Origin of the sequence: Saccharopolyspora rhizosphaerae (assembly GCF_003931915.1) — a bacterium.
Classification (GTDB): Bacteria; Actinomycetota; Actinomycetes; order Mycobacteriales; family Pseudonocardiaceae; genus Saccharopolyspora; species Saccharopolyspora rhizosphaerae.
In genome coordinates this window covers 300,625-315,715 of the sequence record NZ_RSAA01000017.1, presented here as the reverse complement: position 1 = coordinate 315,715, position 15,091 = coordinate 300,625, and the positions used below count along the sequence as shown (strand labels likewise).

General features: G+C 71.1%; 16 protein-coding genes. 5 read left to right on the top strand and 11 right to left on the bottom strand.

Annotation, left to right across the window (positions count from 1 at the left end):
* Window positions 1-71 precede the first annotated feature (71 nt).
* From cobS to cobU, 3 genes are read right to left on the bottom strand one after another with little or no spacing between them, the layout of a single operon-like run.
* Window positions 72-812 (bottom strand): adenosylcobinamide-GDP ribazoletransferase, encoded by a 741-nt coding sequence (gene cobS, locus EIL87_RS19595; RefSeq protein ID WP_407690559.1) that lies wholly within the window; start codon window positions 810-812, stop codon window positions 72-74.
* On the bottom strand, window positions 809-1,882 hold the full coding sequence (gene cobT / locus EIL87_RS19590) for a nicotinate-nucleotide--dimethylbenzimidazole phosphoribosyltransferase (RefSeq protein WP_125092006.1): 1,074 nt from the start codon (window positions 1,880-1,882) through the stop codon (window positions 809-811). The genes cobS and cobT overlap by 4 nt, the downstream gene beginning before the upstream one ends.
* Window positions 1,883-1,930: 48 nt before the next feature.
* Window positions 1,931-2,470: a bifunctional adenosylcobinamide kinase/adenosylcobinamide-phosphate guanylyltransferase gene (gene cobU / locus EIL87_RS19585; RefSeq protein ID WP_233576385.1), complete on the bottom strand. Its 540-nt coding sequence runs from the start codon at window positions 2,468-2,470 to the stop codon at window positions 1,931-1,933.
* A 184-nt stretch (window positions 2,471-2,654) separates the two neighbouring features.
* Here cobU and EIL87_RS19580 point away from each other — a divergent pair, with 184 nt between their 5' ends.
* Window positions 2,655-3,092, top strand: a complete 438-nt coding sequence (locus EIL87_RS19580; protein ID WP_199740507.1) for a cytidine deaminase — start codon at window positions 2,655-2,657, stop codon at window positions 3,090-3,092.
* Window positions 3,093-3,096: 4 nt separating this feature from the next.
* Here the strand turns inward: EIL87_RS19580 and EIL87_RS19575 are convergent, their stop codons facing one another.
* The gene (locus tag EIL87_RS19575) at window positions 3,097-4,242 is read right to left on the bottom strand and encodes a glycerol dehydrogenase (RefSeq protein ID WP_125092003.1); all 1,146 of its coding nucleotides are present in this window, start codon (window positions 4,240-4,242) and stop codon (window positions 3,097-3,099) included.
* A 139-nt stretch (window positions 4,243-4,381) separates the two neighbouring features.
* Window positions 4,382-5,020 carry a DUF3043 domain-containing protein gene (locus tag EIL87_RS19570; protein ID WP_125092002.1) on the bottom strand — a complete coding sequence of 213 codons (639 nt, stop codon included), beginning with the start codon at window positions 5,018-5,020 and terminating at the stop codon, window positions 4,382-4,384.
* 211 nt (window positions 5,021-5,231) lie between these two features.
* On the opposite strand from EIL87_RS19570, the gene EIL87_RS19565 reads away from it, so the two are divergent.
* The gene (locus tag EIL87_RS19565; RefSeq protein WP_125092001.1) at window positions 5,232-5,594 is read left to right on the top strand and encodes a HesB/IscA family protein; all 363 of its coding nucleotides are present in this window, start codon (window positions 5,232-5,234) and stop codon (window positions 5,592-5,594) included.
* Window positions 5,595-5,672: 78 nt separating this feature from the next.
* Here EIL87_RS19565 and EIL87_RS19560 read toward each other — a convergent pair whose 3' ends face one another.
* The gene (locus EIL87_RS19560; protein ID WP_125092000.1) at window positions 5,673-5,888 is read right to left on the bottom strand and encodes an RNA-binding S4 domain-containing protein; all 216 of its coding nucleotides are present in this window, start codon (window positions 5,886-5,888) and stop codon (window positions 5,673-5,675) included.
* 146 nt (window positions 5,889-6,034) lie between these two features.
* On the opposite strand from EIL87_RS19560, the gene EIL87_RS19555 reads away from it, so the two are divergent.
* The 3 genes from EIL87_RS19555 (at window position 6,035) to EIL87_RS19545 (ending at window position 9,882) form a co-directional block, all read left to right on the top strand.
* Window positions 6,035-6,967: a carbohydrate kinase family protein gene (locus tag EIL87_RS19555; RefSeq protein WP_125092066.1), complete on the top strand. Its 933-nt coding sequence runs from the start codon at window positions 6,035-6,037 to the stop codon at window positions 6,965-6,967.
* Window positions 6,968-7,138: 171 nt separating this feature from the next.
* Window positions 7,139-8,587, top strand: a complete 1,449-nt coding sequence (locus EIL87_RS19550; RefSeq protein ID WP_125091999.1) for an alpha-amylase — start codon at window positions 7,139-7,141, stop codon at window positions 8,585-8,587.
* Window positions 8,588-8,709: 122 nt separating this feature from the next.
* Complete coding sequence (locus EIL87_RS19545; RefSeq protein WP_199740506.1) at window positions 8,710-9,882, top strand: YncE family protein; 1,173 nt, start codon at window positions 8,710-8,712, stop codon at window positions 9,880-9,882.
* 270 nt (window positions 9,883-10,152) lie between these two features.
* Here EIL87_RS19545 and EIL87_RS19540 read toward each other — a convergent pair whose 3' ends face one another.
* The 5 genes from EIL87_RS19540 to EIL87_RS19520 form a co-directional block, all read right to left on the bottom strand.
* Window positions 10,153-10,911, bottom strand: coding sequence for a class I SAM-dependent methyltransferase (locus EIL87_RS19540; protein ID WP_233576384.1), 759 nt, complete (start codon window positions 10,909-10,911; stop codon window positions 10,153-10,155).
* An 82-nt stretch (window positions 10,912-10,993) separates the two neighbouring features.
* Window positions 10,994-11,887, bottom strand: a complete 894-nt coding sequence (mmuM, locus tag EIL87_RS19535) for a homocysteine S-methyltransferase (protein ID WP_125091997.1) — start codon at window positions 11,885-11,887, stop codon at window positions 10,994-10,996.
* Window positions 11,888-11,954: 67 nt separating this feature from the next.
* Window positions 11,955-12,851, bottom strand: coding sequence for a sugar ABC transporter permease (locus tag EIL87_RS19530; RefSeq protein WP_125091996.1), 897 nt, complete (start codon window positions 12,849-12,851; stop codon window positions 11,955-11,957).
* Window positions 12,851-13,768, bottom strand: a complete 918-nt coding sequence (locus tag EIL87_RS19525; RefSeq protein ID WP_125091995.1) for a carbohydrate ABC transporter permease — start codon at window positions 13,766-13,768, stop codon at window positions 12,851-12,853. The genes EIL87_RS19530 and EIL87_RS19525 overlap by 1 nt, the downstream gene beginning before the upstream one ends.
* A gap of 2 nt (window positions 13,769-13,770) precedes the next feature.
* Window positions 13,771-15,006 (bottom strand): extracellular solute-binding protein, encoded by a 1,236-nt coding sequence (locus EIL87_RS19520; protein WP_125091994.1) that lies wholly within the window; start codon window positions 15,004-15,006, stop codon window positions 13,771-13,773.
* Window positions 15,007-15,091 lie beyond the last annotated feature (85 nt).

The window sequence follows — 15,091 nt, the reverse complement described above, 5'->3', positions numbered from 1 at the left end:
AGGCTCAGGTGACGCGCCCCCTGCGATCGTCGATCGCAGGGGGCGCTCTCACGTGCGGGGAACGCTGCGCGTCACACCGGGCCGCCGCCGAGGGGCGCACCCACCAGGACGATCGTGGTGGCCAGTTCCGAAGCCGCACCGAGGACGTCCCCGGTGATCCCGCCGAAGCGCCGGCGGACGTGGCGGGTGAACAGCACCAGCACGCCCGCGGCGACGACGACCGAGACCGCGGCCGCAGGGCTGATCAGCACGGCAGCGGCCGAGGCCACGAGCCACCAGGCGACCACCAGCCACAGCGGTTGGCTGCCCGCCACGAGCGCGCCCATGCCTTCCGGTCGCGCGGGCGGAAGACCCGCTCGGCAGCACAGCACGAAGGCGGCCCGACCCGTCGTGCAGGCGAGGAGCAGCACCCACGGGGTGTGCGCGAGCGTGCCGATGCCGACCGCCTGCGCTCCGATCACCAGGATCAGCGCGACCACCGCGAACGGTCCCGCACCTCCGTCGCGCATCACCTGCAGCGCGCGTTCCGGCGGTCCGTAGCAGCCGAGCCCGTCGACGGTGTCGGCCAGCCCGTCCACGTGCATCCCCCGGGTGACCAGCACCCACAGCGCCACGACCAGGATCCCGGCCAGCAGCGGGGGAGCGCCCACCGCGCTGAGCCCCCACAGCACCAGCGCTCCGAAACCCCCGACGAGCGCGCCCACGACCGGGGCGAACGAGATGGCCCTCCGGCACGCGCGGTCGTCGACCTGGCCCGCGGGGACCGGCAGCACCGTCAGCCAGGACAGCGCGAGCCGCAGCCCGTCGATCACGCCCCGGCCTCGCCGGCGACGCCGGCTTCGTCGAAGGTGGCCATCTCGGCGAGCACCTTCACCGCGGCGGTGAGCACCGGCAGCGCGGTCAGCGCGCCGGACCCCTCACCGAGACGCAGTCCCAGGTCCAGCACCGGCTCCAGATCGAGGTGCTGCAGCACCAGGGGACCACCCGGTTCGGCCGGCCGGTGCCCGGCCAGCCACCACTGCCGCGCTCCGGGCGCGAGCTCCTCGGCGACCAGCGCGGCCGCGCCGACCACGACCCCGTCCAGCAGCACGGGTGTCTTGCGCACTGAAGCCTGGGCGAGGAAGCCGGCGAGCGCGGCGATGTCGGCGCCCGTGACCGTGCGCAGCAGTGCGACCGGATCGTCGTGGACCTTGCGGGCGCGACGCAGCGCGTCGCGGATCGCCGCGGTCTTGCGCATCCACGCCTGGTCGTCGATGCCGGTGCCGCGGCCGACGACGGCGACCGGCTCGGTGCCGGTGAGCAGCGAGATCAGCACCGCGGCGGGCGTGGTGTTGCCGATGCCCATGTCCCCGGCGATGAGCAGGTCGGCGCCCGAGTCGACCTCCTCGTCGGCGACGGTCCGCCCGGCCCGGATGGCGGCTCGGACCTCCTCGTCGGTCAGCGCGTCCTCGCGGTCGATCACCCCGGAGCCTCGGCGCACCTTGTGCGCGCTGACCACCGGCGGGGTGTCGACGGTGACCGACATGTCCACCACCCGCACGGTCGCCCCGGCGTGCGCGGCCAGCACGTTGACGGCGGCGCCACCGGAGAGGAAGTTGCCGACCATCTGCCCGGTGACCTCGGGCGGGTAGGCGGACACGCCGTGCTGCGCGATGCCGTGATCACCGGCGAAGACGACGACCCGCGGGCGTGCGGGCGGGCGCGGCGGGCACGCGCCCTGCCGCCCGGCGAACCACACGCCCAGCTCCTCCAGCCGACCCAGCGAACCGGCCGGCTTGGTCAGCTGAGCCTGCCGCGCCACGGCGTGCCGCGAGGCCTGCTCGTCGGGCGCCGGGACCGGCGGGAACTCGATCCGGCCGGGGTCGTTCTGTTCGGTGGACAAGCGAAACCTCCGTGTTGAAAACCGCAGCTCAGCAAGGCCCTCCGGTGCTCACCGGATCCGCAGTGGACATCCGGCGACCAGCAGCAGCACCTCGTCGCACACCGCCGCCAGCCGGGCGTTGAGCGAGCCGAGCTCGTCCCGGAACAGCCTTCCAGACCGGGTCTCGGGCACGACGCCGAGGCCGACCTCGGCCGACACCAGGACCACGTGCCCGGACCCCTCGGACACGGCGGTGACCAGCGCGTCGCAGTGCTCCGCGACGACGGCCAGCGCGGCGCGGTCGCGCTCCCACGCCCCCGCGTCGTCGAGGACACCGGTCAGCCAGGTGGCCAGATCATCCACCAGAACGTGATCACCGTCGCCGGCCTCGGCGAGAACCCGCCGCGGCGAGGCGGGATCGGGCGCCTCCACGGTCCGCCACGCCGCCGGCCGTCGCGCCACGTGCGCGGCGATCCGCTCGTTCCACTCGGCGTCGGAGGGATCCCGCCGCGCGGTGGCCACGTAGGTCACCGGCGCGTCCTCCGGCACCAGGCCCTCGGCGTGCGCCGACTTCCCGGACCTCGCCCCGCCCAGCACCAACGACCGCACACGACCTCCTCGATCAACGACCGACGAGACGGTACCCGCACACCCCGCTCCGGAGGGGCGAGCCGTGTGCGGTGTCATGCGCGCTGAGTCCGATCTTCGCCGAGCACGGGTGGGGCGGACCGAGGTTGGCCATGATGGGGGCGCTGGGACGAGGGGCCCGCGGGTCTGGACGAGGGGAGAGCGCGTGGTCAGCGGAGAGCTGCTGGAGAGGACCGCGGCCGAGTGCCGCCGGCTGATCGCCGACCGCTTCCCCGGCGGAGGGCCCGCCGGAGCGGCAGCGATGCTGCTCGACGACGGGACCGTCCTCACCGGGACCGGTCCCGACCCGATCAACCCGAGCACGAACCTGTGCCACGAGGTCGAGCCCTACTGCGCGGCGCACCGGCTCGACCGCGCGATCGTGGCGTCGATCTGCCTGCACCGGGCCGAGGACGGGTCGCACCTGGTGCTGAGCCCGTGCGGGATCTGCCGGGAACGCCTCGCCGACCACGGCCCGGACGTGCTCGTGGCCGTCCCCGGCCCCTCAGACCCGACCGAGGTCCAGTGGCTGACCTTGCGCGAAGCGCTGCCGCGCCACTGGGCGGCGGGGGCGTTCCCGGAGGACGTCCCGCAGTGGGCCTGAAGCGTCAGTGCTTCGCGGTGTAGGGGGTCGGGGCGGGCAGGTGCGCCCGCTCGCGGATCTTCGTGGCGTGGCGGTCGATCGAGGCGAGGGCGGCGGCCACGTCCTCGGCGGTGACCTCGAAGGGCATCGAGTGGATGGTCTCGCCCTCGGCGGCTGCCGCGGTGGCGACCGCGCGCACCGACTCGGCGTCGTCCGGCTTGATGCCGACCTCGACGAGCGTCGTGGGCAGTCCGACCTCGGTGGTGAACTCGACGAACTCGCGCAGCTCGGCGGGCGGCGCGCCCTCCAGGACGAGCTGGGCGACCGAGCCCAGGTTGACCTTCTGCCCGTGCGCGAGGCCGTGCGTGGCGGCGACCGAGGTCAGACCGTTGTGGATGGCGTGCGCGGCGGCGAGCCCGCCCGACTCGAAGCCCAGCCCGGACAGCAGCGTGTTCGCTTCGATGACCTTCTCCACGGCGGGGGTGACCTGGTGGTCGCGGACGGCGTCGATGGCCGGCAGCGCGTTCTCCCACAGCACGTCCCAGCTCAGCTTCGCCAGTGCGGTGCCGGTGAGGGTGGGCAGCCCACCGGCCATGGTCGTGGAGCCCGACCGGGAGGTGGCGCGCGCCTCGAGCCAGGTGGCGAGCGCGTCGCCGACACCCGCGACCAGGAACTCGGCGGGCGCGTTGGCGACCACCTGCGAGTCGACCAGGACCAGGTCGGGGTTGCGCGGGAAGAACCGGTACGCCTCGAACTCGCCCTCCTCGGTGTAGATCACCGACAGGGCGCTGCACGGAGCGTCGGTCGAGGCGACCGTGGGCGCGTTGGCCCACCGGACCCCGGCGAGGTGCCCGGCCGCCTTCACGGCGTCGATGGTGCTGCCGCCGCCGATCGCGACGAGCACGTCGGCTCCTGCCGAGGTGACCTCGCCGACGAGCCGGTCCACCTCCTTGGCGCTCGGGACCCCGCCGAAGGCACGGCGGTCCACGGGTAGCTCCGCCTCGGTCAGCGAGGCCTCGACGTCGTCGCCGACGAAGCCCCACACCACGTCGTCGGCGACCAGCACCGGCTTCGAGCCGATCTGGCTGAGGTGGTGGCCGAGCTGGTGGATCGCGCCTTTGCCCTGGACGTAGCGCTCGGGGCTGATCATCGTCCGGATCGACTGGGCCATGGTGCCCCTCCTCGGTTGCCGTGGTGCTTGACCGACCGAGCCTAGGAGCGGTGGACCCGGCAACGCAGTGCGAGCGGGTGGCCGCGACGACGAGCGCCCCGCTCACGACGTGGGCGGGGCGCGTCCAGGAGCAGCCGGATCAGCCGATCTTGGCGATGTCCTTGGGGGTGTAGCGGGGGCGCGGTACCCGCAGCTTGCGGATCTGCATGGCGCGGGTGAAGGCGTACCAGCCCAGCGAGAACGGGCGGTCCTGGTGGTCCGGGAACTTGGCGCGGACCCGCTTGTTGACGTAGCGGCCCAGCAGCGTTCCCTCGACGACCATCATGATCAGCAGGGCCAGGCAGAACAGCGTCGCGTACTGCTGGATGAGCAGGTTCTGCGCCAGCGTGGTGGCGAAGACGATCAGCACCAGCGGCATGAACAGGCCCATCAGGTGCCTGCGGGTGTCCACCAGGTCGCGGACGTGGGCGCGCACCGGGCCCTTGTCGCGGGGCATCAGGTAGCGGTCGTCACCCTGCATCATGCGCTCGCGGCGCTCCTGGGTGGCCTTGCGGCGCTCCTCCTTGTTGCCCCGGGCCCGCTTGACGGCCTCGCGCTGCGTCATCGGCGGAGGCGGCACCGGACCGCGGCGCCTGCCCTCGGCCTCACGCCGCTTGGGCGTGGGCTTGCCCTTCTTGGGGGTGTGATGTTGCGCGCGCTCCTCCGCGGTCTGCTCGACGCCGTCCTCGGCGTCCGTGCTCGCGGTCTGCTCTGCGCTGCTGCGGCGAAGGAACCTCACACCTCCAGGTTATTCGACGTGCTCGGCGGGCTTGCAGGAGACCGCCCGGTTCGTCCTGGGACTGCGACGTCACACCTGATCCGCGCGGTGTTGTGCCACCATGGGGAGAGGAGACCGAACCGTCCCCGGGTTCGCCCGCGGGAACACCCCGGATCCGGCCGTGGTTGACAGTCACGCCGGAATCGGAGAGCGAGACCACGAGGGAGTGTCCATGACCGCCCCGAACACGACTGAGACCGAGGCGCCTGCCCACGGTGTCACGCTGACCGACTCTGCTGCCCAGAAGGCCAAGGCCCTGCTGGAACAGGAGGGTCGTGACGACATGCACCTGCGCATCGCCGTCCAGCCGGGTGGCTGCGCGGGCCTGCGCTACCAGCTCTTCTTCGACGAGCGCACCCTCGACGGTGACGCGAGGCGGGACTTCGAGGGCCTCGGCGTGGTCGTCGACCGGATGAGCGCTCCGTACCTGGAGGGCGCGGTCATCGACTTCGTCGACTCCATCGAGAAGCAGGGCTTCACGATCGACAACCCCAACGCAGGCGGTTCGTGCGCCTGCGGTGACTCGTTCCACTGATCACGAGCACACCGTTTCGGAAAGAGGCCGGCACCCGCTCGGGTGCCGGCCTCGTCGCTGTTCAGGCGGGGTGACGACTCACGCTGTGCTGACGACGCGGACGACCTCGTCGTCGAGCACGACCTCATCGCCGTCGACGAGCTGGCGGCCGCGTCGGGTCTCCACCGCGCCGTTGACCTGGACCAGGCCCTCCTCCAGCACGTCCTTGGCTTCGGCACCGTGCTCGACCAGTCCGGACAGCTTCAGCAGCTGGCCCAGCCGGATCATCTCGTCGGAGATCTCCACTTCGCGCATGCCGACATTCTCCGCCGCCACCGGTCGCGGAGTGGGGCCGGTGCGGCCCGGGAGCGCTACCCTCGACACTCTCGTCACCCCGCGTAGTGGAACGGAGGCTCGCTGTGTCCGTGGCAGTGACCGGCAGCATCGCCAGCGACCACCTGATGCACTTCCCCGGCAGGTTCACCGAGCAGCTCGTCGGTGACAGCCTGCAGCAGATCTCGTTGAGCTTCCTCGTCGACGACCTGGTCGTGCGCCGCGGAGGCGCCGCGGCCAACATCGCCTTCGCGCTGGGCCTGCTCGGCAGGCGCCCGGTGCTGGTGGGGGCCGTCGGGGCGGACTTCGCCGACTACCGGTCGTGGCTGGAGCGCAACGGGGTCGACTGCGGCGGCGTCCACGTCTCCGAGTACGCGCACACGGCGCGGTTCGTGTGCACCACCGATCAGGCCTTCAACCAGATCGCCTCCTTCTACGCCGGCGCGATGGCGGAGGCGCGCAACATCGAACTCGCGCCGGTCGTCGCTGAGCACGCCGTCGACCTGGTGCTGATCAGCCCGAACGACCCGAAGGCCATGCTGCGCCACGCCGACGAGTGCCGGCAGCGCGGCTACCGCTTCGCCAGCGACCCGTCGCAGCAGCTCGCGCGGCTGAGCGGCGATGAGATCCGGCGGATGGTCGAGGGCGCCGACTACCTGTTCACCAACCAGTACGAGTGGGGTCTGCTGCGGCAGAAGACCGGCTGGAGCGAGGACGACGTGCGCGCCCAGGTCGGCGTCCGCGTGACCACCCTCGGTGCGGACGGCGCCGAGATCGTCGGCCGCGACGGGCAGCGGCTGGAGGTCCCCGCCGTCCCCGAGGTGGCCCGTGCCGACCCGACGGGCGTGGGGGACGGCTTCCGAGCCGGGTTCCTGGCCGCTGTCGAGAGCGGCCTGTCGCTGGAGCGGGCCGCGCAGCTCGGCTCGCTGATCGCGGTGCACGTGCTCGAGGTGACCGGCACCCAGGAGTGGACGCTCGACCACGGCCGCGCCCGCACGCGCTTCGCCGCCACCTACGGGGAGGACGCCGCGGCCGAGGTGGCCGCCGTGCTGCCGCTCTGAGAGCCGGGCTCGGTCGGCTGATCGCGCCCGGTCGTTCCCACTGCGGTGCAAAGTTTTGCGAGGTGTTATTGCTGGTAAATCCCTGGGTCCGTTGGCGTATTGACTTTACCTTCGCAAGAAAATGTGATCGTAGGCGTTCGCTCGTCGCAGGTTGTGCGAAGGAGGAAGGTCATGCGATTACCGGCAATGGCGCTGGCCGCGGTCGTGGTCGGCGCTGCCGCGGTGCCCGCCGCGTGGGGCCAGGAACGCGCTCCGGCACCGGCCACCGCACCGGTGGCCGGCCCGATCATCCAGATGTTCCAGTGGCCGTGGGACTCGATCGCCAGCGAGTGCACCGACTTCCTCGGGCCGAAGGGGTTCGGCGCCGTCCAGGTCTCGCCGCCGCAGGAGCACATCGTGCTGCCCGAGGCCGGTCACCCCTGGTACCAGGACTACCAGCCGATCAGCTACCAGCTCGAAACCCGCCGCGGGAACCGCGAGCAGTTCGCGAACATGGTCAAGACCTGCAACGACGCCGGCGTGCAGGTCTACGTCGACGCCGTGGTCAACCACATGGCCGGCTCGGACGGCGACCACCCGGGCAGCGCCGGCTCGGAGTTCACCAAGTACGACTACCCCGGCACCTACTCGGACGCGGACTTCCACGACTGCCGCCGCGACATCGCCCACTACGAGGACAAGTGGGAGGTCCGGAACTGCGAGCTCGTCGGGCTCGCCGACCTCAAGACCGAGAGCGACTGGGTCCGCCAGTCCGAGATCAACTACCTCAACGACCTGATCAGCCTGGGCGTGTCCGGGTTCCGGGTCGACGGCGTCAAGCACATGCCGCCGGAGGACGTCGGCGCGATCTTCGGCGGGCTCGACGAGGTGCCCGGGACCGGGCAGAAGCCGTACGTGTTCCAGGAGGTCATCGCCGACTCCACCACGACCGCGGGGGAGTACACCGGCAACGGTGACGTCACCGAGTTCGCCTACCAGGGCAAGGTCAGCGACGCGTTCAAGAACGGCTCGCTCGCGCAGCTGGCGAACCTCGGGGACTCGATGACGCTGCCGGGTGGCCAGGCCGTGGTGTTCGTCGACAACCACGACACCCAGCGAAGCTCACCGACGCTGACCTACAAGGACGGCACGGCCTACGACCTGGCCGTGGCCTTCGAACTGGCCCACCCCTACGGCACGCCGCAGCTGATCTCGAGCTTCGCCTTCGACGACACCGAAGCGGGCCCGCCGGCCGAGGCCGACGGCACGACGAAACCCGCCTCCTGCGACGACCCGGCGTGGGTGTGCGAGCAACGGCACCCGATCATCGCGGGCATGGCCGGGTTCCACGGCGCGGTCGCCGGCACCGGGCTCACCGACTGGTGGGACAACGGCGGCGGGCAGATCGCGTTCGGCCGGCAGGACAAGGGTTTCGCGGTGATCAACCGCGAAGGCGGCGAGCTCTCGCGGACTTTCCAGACGTCGTTGCCCGCGGGCAGCTACTGCGACGTCATGTCCGGCGAGGTCGTGAACGGCTCGTGCACCGGACAGACCGTCGAGGTCGCTGACGACGGCACGTTCACCGCAACCGTGGCCCCGAACTCGGGTCTCGCGCTGCACGCCGGAGCTGCGCTCGGCTGATCGCTGCCCGGCGCGTGGTCTGTTCGGACGCATTCGCCGAACTCCTGCGCGCCGGGCACATCCGGGTTGATCTCACGTTCGTTGAGCGGTTGATCCCACATGTGCGGAGAAGGGCGATTCGGATGCGACGCAGGACCTGGGCTCTCGGCGCGGCAGCGCTCGTCGCGCTCACGGCGCTCCCGGCCTCGGCGGTGGCCGACGAGCGCCGCGACGTGATGTTCGTCGGCAACAACTGGGAGGGCACCGTCGACCTGGTCGACGCCGTCGACTTCGACAAGCACCAGCGCATCGACGTGGTTCCCGACCTCGAGCAGCGGAAGCGCGAGATTACCCCCGACCAGCACGCGGCGATGCTGGTCATCCGCGAGACCGCCGGCGAAGGCCACGACCAGCTCGTCGACGACATCGCGGTCTCGCCGGACGGCACGACCATGTACGTCTCGCGGCCCAGTCTCGGGGACGTCGCCGCCTACGAGATCGCCACCGGCGAGCAGATCTGGCGCACTCCGGTCGAGGGCTACCGCTCCGACCACATGGCGCTCTCGCCCGACGGCGCCGAACTGGCGGTCTCGGCCACCACCGCCAACGTCGTGCAGCTGCTCAACCCCGCCGACGGCAGCGTCACCGGCAGCTTCCCGACCGGTGACTTCCCGCACGAGAACCGGTACTCCGCCGACGGGAGCACGCTGTACAACGCCACCATCGGGCGCGTCGTCATGCCCGACGACCCGGCGCTGGACGCGCTCAAGGGCAAGCGGCAGCTGACCATCGTGGACACCGCCACCAAGCAGGTCCGCGACACCATCGACTTCGGCGTCGGCATCCGGCCGTTCATCGTGACCCCGGACGGTCGGACGATGTACGCGCAGCTGTCGTTCCACAACGGCTTCGTCGAGTACAGCCTCGACGAGAAGCGCGTCACCCGCACCGTGCACCTGCCGCTGTCCGAGGACGCGCAGAAGATGAAGCGCGAGGACTACCCGCTGGACTCCGCGCACCACGGCCTCAGCGCCAACGCCGACGGCACCAAGCTGTGCGACGCGGGCACGATCTCGGACTACGCGGCCATCGTGTCGGTCCCGTCGCTGACCACCGACGCCATCGTGCCGGTCGGCAAGAAGCCCTACTGGGCCGCCACCAGCCCGGACGGCCAGCGCTGCTTCCTGTCCAACAGCGACAGCGACGACATCTCGGTGATCGACTTCAACGGCACGGAGGAGACCGCCCGGATCCCGGTGGGCGACCACCCCCAGCGGGTCCGCGGCTACTCCGTCCCCACCTCAGTCCTCCACTAGGGAGCTGCGCGGAAAGGCTCTGAGCGCCGGTGGCAGGTAGCAGGACCTCGCCGGCTCCGCGGACGCCATGCGCCGCTCCGAAACCCAGCGCGATGCTCCGCGTGTCGGGCCGACGGACATCCCGCGCGCGATGTCATTGCGTGGGCGAACGACATGTCGGGCGAAGTGTCGGCACCCACGGCGTGGAGACATGCCGGGGTGTGAGGCGGGTTGGCTGCGAGTGGGGGGTGGCGGTGATGTCGCGCGAGGTGTCTTCGGGTGGGAGCGGGGTCAGCGGGTGGCTACGGCGATCATGCGGCGGTGCTGGCGGGTGAGGGGTTCGCCGTCCTCGCCGTGGAAGGTGACGTCGGTGAAACCCGCGTCGTGCAGCCAGTCCCGGAGCTCCGGGGCGGTGAAGAGCCGGATCGCGTAGGGGATGCGGCGCACCCGGCCCGCCCGGACGATGAGGCGTTCGGCGTGGGAGCGCATGGTCAGCGGGTCCAGGCGGTGGTGGTCGATCAGCAGGTCGTCGCCGACCTCGTGCACCGCGTGCTCCCGGAAGCGGGGGAGCAGCTCGACCAGGTTGATCAGCTCCAGCGCGAACCGGCCGCCCGGCCGCAGCGCTTGGCGCACCTCGGTCAGCACCCGGCGGTTGCCCGCGTCGGAGAAGTAGCCGAACGCCGTGAACCAGTTCAGCACGCCGTCGAAGCGGTTCGGCCAGGGCAGCTCCCGCATGTCGCCCTCGACGTAGTCGACGTGCACGTCGCGCTCGGCGGCGTCCGCGCGGGCGTGCTGCAGGAACGGGGTGGAGCTGTCCAGGCCGGTGACCACGCACCCCCGCTCGGCCAGGCGGTTGGCGATCCGGCCGTGCCCGCACGCCACGTCCAGGACCTCGCTGCCCGGTGCGAGCCCGAGCAACCGCCACACCAGCTCCGCGTCTTCCCGATCGCGCTCCTCGGTCAGCGCGCTGTCGTAGAAGTGCAGGTAGTCCTCGTCGAACAACCCCTCGGCGTCGAACTCCGGTTCCTCGTCCACGGCTCGGCCGTCCACCGGCACACCCCCAGGTCTCGCAGGAGTGCCCTCGACCATGCCGGACGACCTCGCCCGACGCCACCGTTCTCCGGCCGCCGGCTCAGGACTCCGGGTCGAGCAGGGCTTCCGCCACGGCGGTGATGTCCTCCGGGCGCACGCGGCAGCAACCGCCCACGAGCAGGGCACCGGCCTCGCGCCAGCGACGGGCTTGGCGGGGGGACAGGCGGGGGTCGCCGGTCCACGCGTGGTGCTCGGAATCCCAGCCCTCGCCGCTGTTCGGGTAGGCGACCAGCGGCTTCTCCGTTGCCGCGCGGGCGGTTTCGAGCGCGGGCAGGACGTCGTCGGGGTCCGAGCAGTTGATCCCGACCGCAGTGATCGCCTCCGACTCGGCCAGGGCGAACGCTTCGGAGAGCGGCTGCCCGGCCCGGGTGCGGTCGCCCTCGACCGTGAACGACAGCCAGGCGGGAATGCCCAGGCCGGAGAGCGCCTCGACCAGCACCTCCGCCTCCACGAGGTCGGGGATGGTCTCCAGCGCGAGGATGTCCGGCCCCGCCTCGGCGAGCGTTTCCAACCGGGGCACGTGGAACTCGCGCAGCTGCTGCAGGGTCAGCCCGTAGTCACCGCGGTACTCCGAGCCGTCGGCGAGGGTCGCGCCGTACGGGCCGACGGAGGCGGCGACCCACCGGTGCTCGCCCGGCTCGACCTCGCCGGCCAGCCGAGCCAGCTCGACGCTGCGGTGCATCAACCGCGCCGCACCGGCCCGGTCCAGACCGCGCTCGGCGAAGCCCTCGAAGGACGCCTGGTAGCTGGCGGTGGTGGCGATGTCGGCGCCCGCCCGGTAGAAGGCGGCGTGGGCCGCGACGATCTCCTCCGGGGCGTCGGCCAGCAAGCGCGCCGACCACAGGGCGTCGGCGAGCTCGTGGCCCATCGCTTCCAGCTCCGTGGCCAACCCCCCGTCGAGCACCAACGGTCGGTCGAGCCTGAGTTCCTGCATGCCGTCCAGCGTAGTGGTGTTCCCGTGCCTCGACCCCTTCGAAAGCCGGTGCGGCAAGATCGGGTCGTCAGCCCTTCACGCTGCCCGCGGCCAGCCCCGAGACCAGGAAGCGCTGCACGGCGTAGAACACGACGACGGCGGGGACTGCCACCAGCACCGACGCTGCTGCGAGGTGCCCCCACTCGGCCCGGTTCTGCTGGACGAACACCTGCAGGCCGACCGCGAGCGTCTTCGACTCGTCGGCGGCCGACAGGAACGCCGAGGCGAACGCGACCTCGCTCCAGGCCACGATGAACGAGTAGAACCCGGTCACCGCGAGTCCGGGCCTGGCAAGCGGCAGCACCAGCCGCCAGAACACGCCGAACGGGGAGAGCCCGTCGACCCGCCCCGCCTCGTCGATGTCGGCCGGGATCCCGTCGAAGTAGCCCTTGAGCATGAACGTGCAGAACGGGATCGCGGTGCTGCAGTAGACCAGCACCAACCCCGGCGCGCTGCCCTGCAGGCCCAGCGTGAGCAGGATGTTGTAGAGCGGCACGATGAGCACGGCGAACGGGAACATCTGCACGACCAGGAACGACAGCAGCAGCCAGTGCCTGCCGGGGAAGCGGAACCGGCTCAGCGCGTAGGCGGTGGTCGCCGCCGACAGCACCCCGAGCACCGTGGTCAGGGCCGCGATGAGCACGGAGTTGCCGAACCACGCCAGGAAGGACCCCTTCGCCCCGGTGAGCACGTCGACGTAGTTGTCCAGGCTCGAGTCGTTGAACAGCGACGGCGTCGCCTCGACCGCCTTCGCGTCCGGCTTGAACGACACGACCACGACCCAGAACACCGGGAACACCGCGATCAGCGAGGCCACGACCAGCGCGGCGTGCAGCGCGGTGCTGGCCAGGGTGGACCGTCGTCCCCGGCCGCGCGGGCGGGCGGCGGCCGAGGACGCGCGCAGGGACGCTGCGTCGATGCTCATCACAGCACCTCTCCCTGCCGCGCCATCGCGCGGCGGTAGATCGCGGCGAAGACCAGCAGCACCGACAGGATCAGCACGCCGTAGGTGGAGGCGATCGCGTAGTCCCGGGTGGCGCCGGAGAAGAACCGCTCGAAGGCGTAGGTCACGAGGATCCGGGTGTGGGGGTTGTTCCCGGTGATCAGGTAGATGACCGGGAACATGTTGAAGGTCCAGATCACGCCGAGCAGCACCACGCTGCTCGACACCGGCCGCAGGCCGGGCAGCGTGACGTGGACGAACCGCTGCCAGGGCGTGGCGCCGTCCACCTCCGCGGCCTCGTAGAGGTCCGACGGGATGGCCTGCAGTCCGCCGAGCAGGGCGACCATCATGAACGGCACGCCCAGCCACACGTTGACCACGATCACCGACACCAGCGCGAGGTCGGACTGCCCGAGCCACACCTGGCCGGGCAGTCCCACCGCCTCGAGCACCCAGTTCACCAGGCCGTAGTCGGCGTTGAGCAGGTACCGCCAGGCGAAGGCGCTGATGAACACCGGCACCGCCCACGGCAGGATCAGCAGCACCCGGTACAGCCCGCGCCCGCGCATCCTGCGGTTGAGCAGCACCGCCAGGCCCAGCCCGATGCCGTAGTGGCAGGCCACGCACGCGAAGGTCCAGATCACGGTGCGCCCCAGCGTCGCCCAGAACGAGCCGTACGCCGCCGAGCCGGACAGCACGTTGAGGTAGTTGTCCCAGCCGGTGAAGGAGTACCGCGCCTCCCGGTCCAGGACCGGGTTGGCGATGTTGGTGTCGTTGATGTCGGTGAACCCGAAGTGCACGCCCTGCAGCAGCGGCAGCACGACCAGCACGGCGAGGACCACCAGCACCGGCAGCACCATCGCGTAGGCGAACCAGTACCGGGCGAGGGAGTTCCGCATGATCAGCGCTTCGCGTAGTCGGTGAGGATCGTGGACTGGTAGGTCTGCGCCAGCTCGTCGAGCGCGACCTGGGCCGGCTTGCGGCCGGAGAGCACGTCGCCGTAGGCGGTCTGCAGCGGCTCCAGCAGCTCGCTGTTCTGCGGGATCCAGGCGCGGGCGTGGGTGGTCGCGGCCAGCGGACGGAACGCGGTGACGATCGGGTTGGCCGCCACGGCCGGGTCGTCGTAGGCGGACTTGCGGGAGGGCAGAAGGCCCAGCTCCGCGGCGACCTCGGCCTGGTTCGCGCTGCTGCTCATGCATGCCACGAACTTCGTCGAGGCTTCCGTGGCGTCGCTGCCCTGCCGGATCACGTAGTCGTGCCCGCCGACGGGGGAAGGGGTGGCCGAGCCGGGCACGGGTGCGATGCCGAGGTTGGCGGGGTCGGCGAACTCGGGTGAGGCGGTGTACTCCGAGACCGCCCAGGGCCCGTCGATGACCATCGCGGTCTCGCCGGTGGTGAAGGCGGTCTTCATGCTCGTGTAGGAGTTGGGCTGGTCCAGCGAGGTGCGAGCGGCCCCGGCGTCGAGCAGGTCCTTGGCCACCTGCACGCCGCGCACGGTCTCGGGCGAGTTGACGGTGATCAACCGCGCGCTGGTGTTCACCAGGTCCCCGCCGTGGGTGTAGATGAACGGCAACGCGTAGTACTCGTCGTTGTTGAGGAACAGCGCGTTCTCCCCGCCGAGCTTCGGCGCGATCGCCTTGAGCTCGTCCCAGGTCTGCGGCGGTGCCACACCGGCAGTCTCGAGCTCGCGCTTGTTGTAGAACAGCGCCAGCGCGTCGGTGACCTGCGGGACCGCGTAGGTCCTGCCCTCGAACTTGGTCGACTGCACCGCGTTCGGCAGGAAGTCGGCGGTGTCGGTGCCGAGCGGGGTGTCGGAGAGGTCCTGGATGAGCCCGGCCTGCGCGAGTTGCGAGACCCAGCCGACGTCGGCGCGCAGCACGTCCGGGCCCTGCCCGCCCTGAGCTGCGGTCTTGTAGTTGTTCAAGGCCTGGTCGAAGGACACCGACTCCACCCGCACCTGGTACCCACCGGTGCGTCCGCACTCCTGCGCGATCTCGCTGAACACCGCGCTCTCCGCGGATCCGCTGGTGTCCCAGTACACGACCTGGTTCGCGTCACCGGTCGATCCGCCGCACGCGGCGAGGGTGAGCGCGCTGACCACGCCGAGGGCAGCGGTGACCGTGGCCTTGGGTCTCATGCCGGACCTCCAGTGTGCAAATCCTTGCGAATCTTTGGCGTCGAATTGCACCTCTGGATGTGATCTACGTCAAGTAGTGTGACCA

Coding starts and splice junctions, on each gene's coding strand:
- EIL87_RS19575 (WP_125092003.1), bottom strand. CDS start 4,242: ATGGCCCAGTCGATCCGGACGATGATCAGCCCCGAGCGCTACGTCCAG.
- EIL87_RS19565 (WP_125092001.1), top strand. CDS start 5,232: ATGACCGCCCCGAACACGACTGAGACCGAGGCGCCTGCCCACGGTGTC.
- EIL87_RS19560 (WP_125092000.1), bottom strand. CDS start 5,888: ATGCGCGAAGTGGAGATCTCCGACGAGATGATCCGGCTGGGCCAGCTG.
- EIL87_RS19555 (WP_125092066.1), top strand. CDS start 6,035: ATGCACTTCCCCGGCAGGTTCACCGAGCAGCTCGTCGGTGACAGCCTG.
- EIL87_RS19550 (WP_125091999.1), top strand. CDS start 7,139: ATGCGATTACCGGCAATGGCGCTGGCCGCGGTCGTGGTCGGCGCTGCC.
- EIL87_RS19545 (WP_199740506.1), top strand. CDS start 8,710: ATGCGACGCAGGACCTGGGCTCTCGGCGCGGCAGCGCTCGTCGCGCTC.
- mmuM (WP_125091997.1), bottom strand. CDS start 11,887: ATGCAGGAACTCAGGCTCGACCGACCGTTGGTGCTCGACGGGGGGTTG.
- EIL87_RS19530 (WP_125091996.1), bottom strand. CDS start 12,851: ATGAGCATCGACGCAGCGTCCCTGCGCGCGTCCTCGGCCGCCGCCCGC.
- EIL87_RS19525 (WP_125091995.1), bottom strand. CDS start 13,768: ATGCGGAACTCCCTCGCCCGGTACTGGTTCGCCTACGCGATGGTGCTG.
- EIL87_RS19520 (WP_125091994.1), bottom strand. CDS start 15,006: ATGAGACCCAAGGCCACGGTCACCGCTGCCCTCGGCGTGGTCAGCGCG.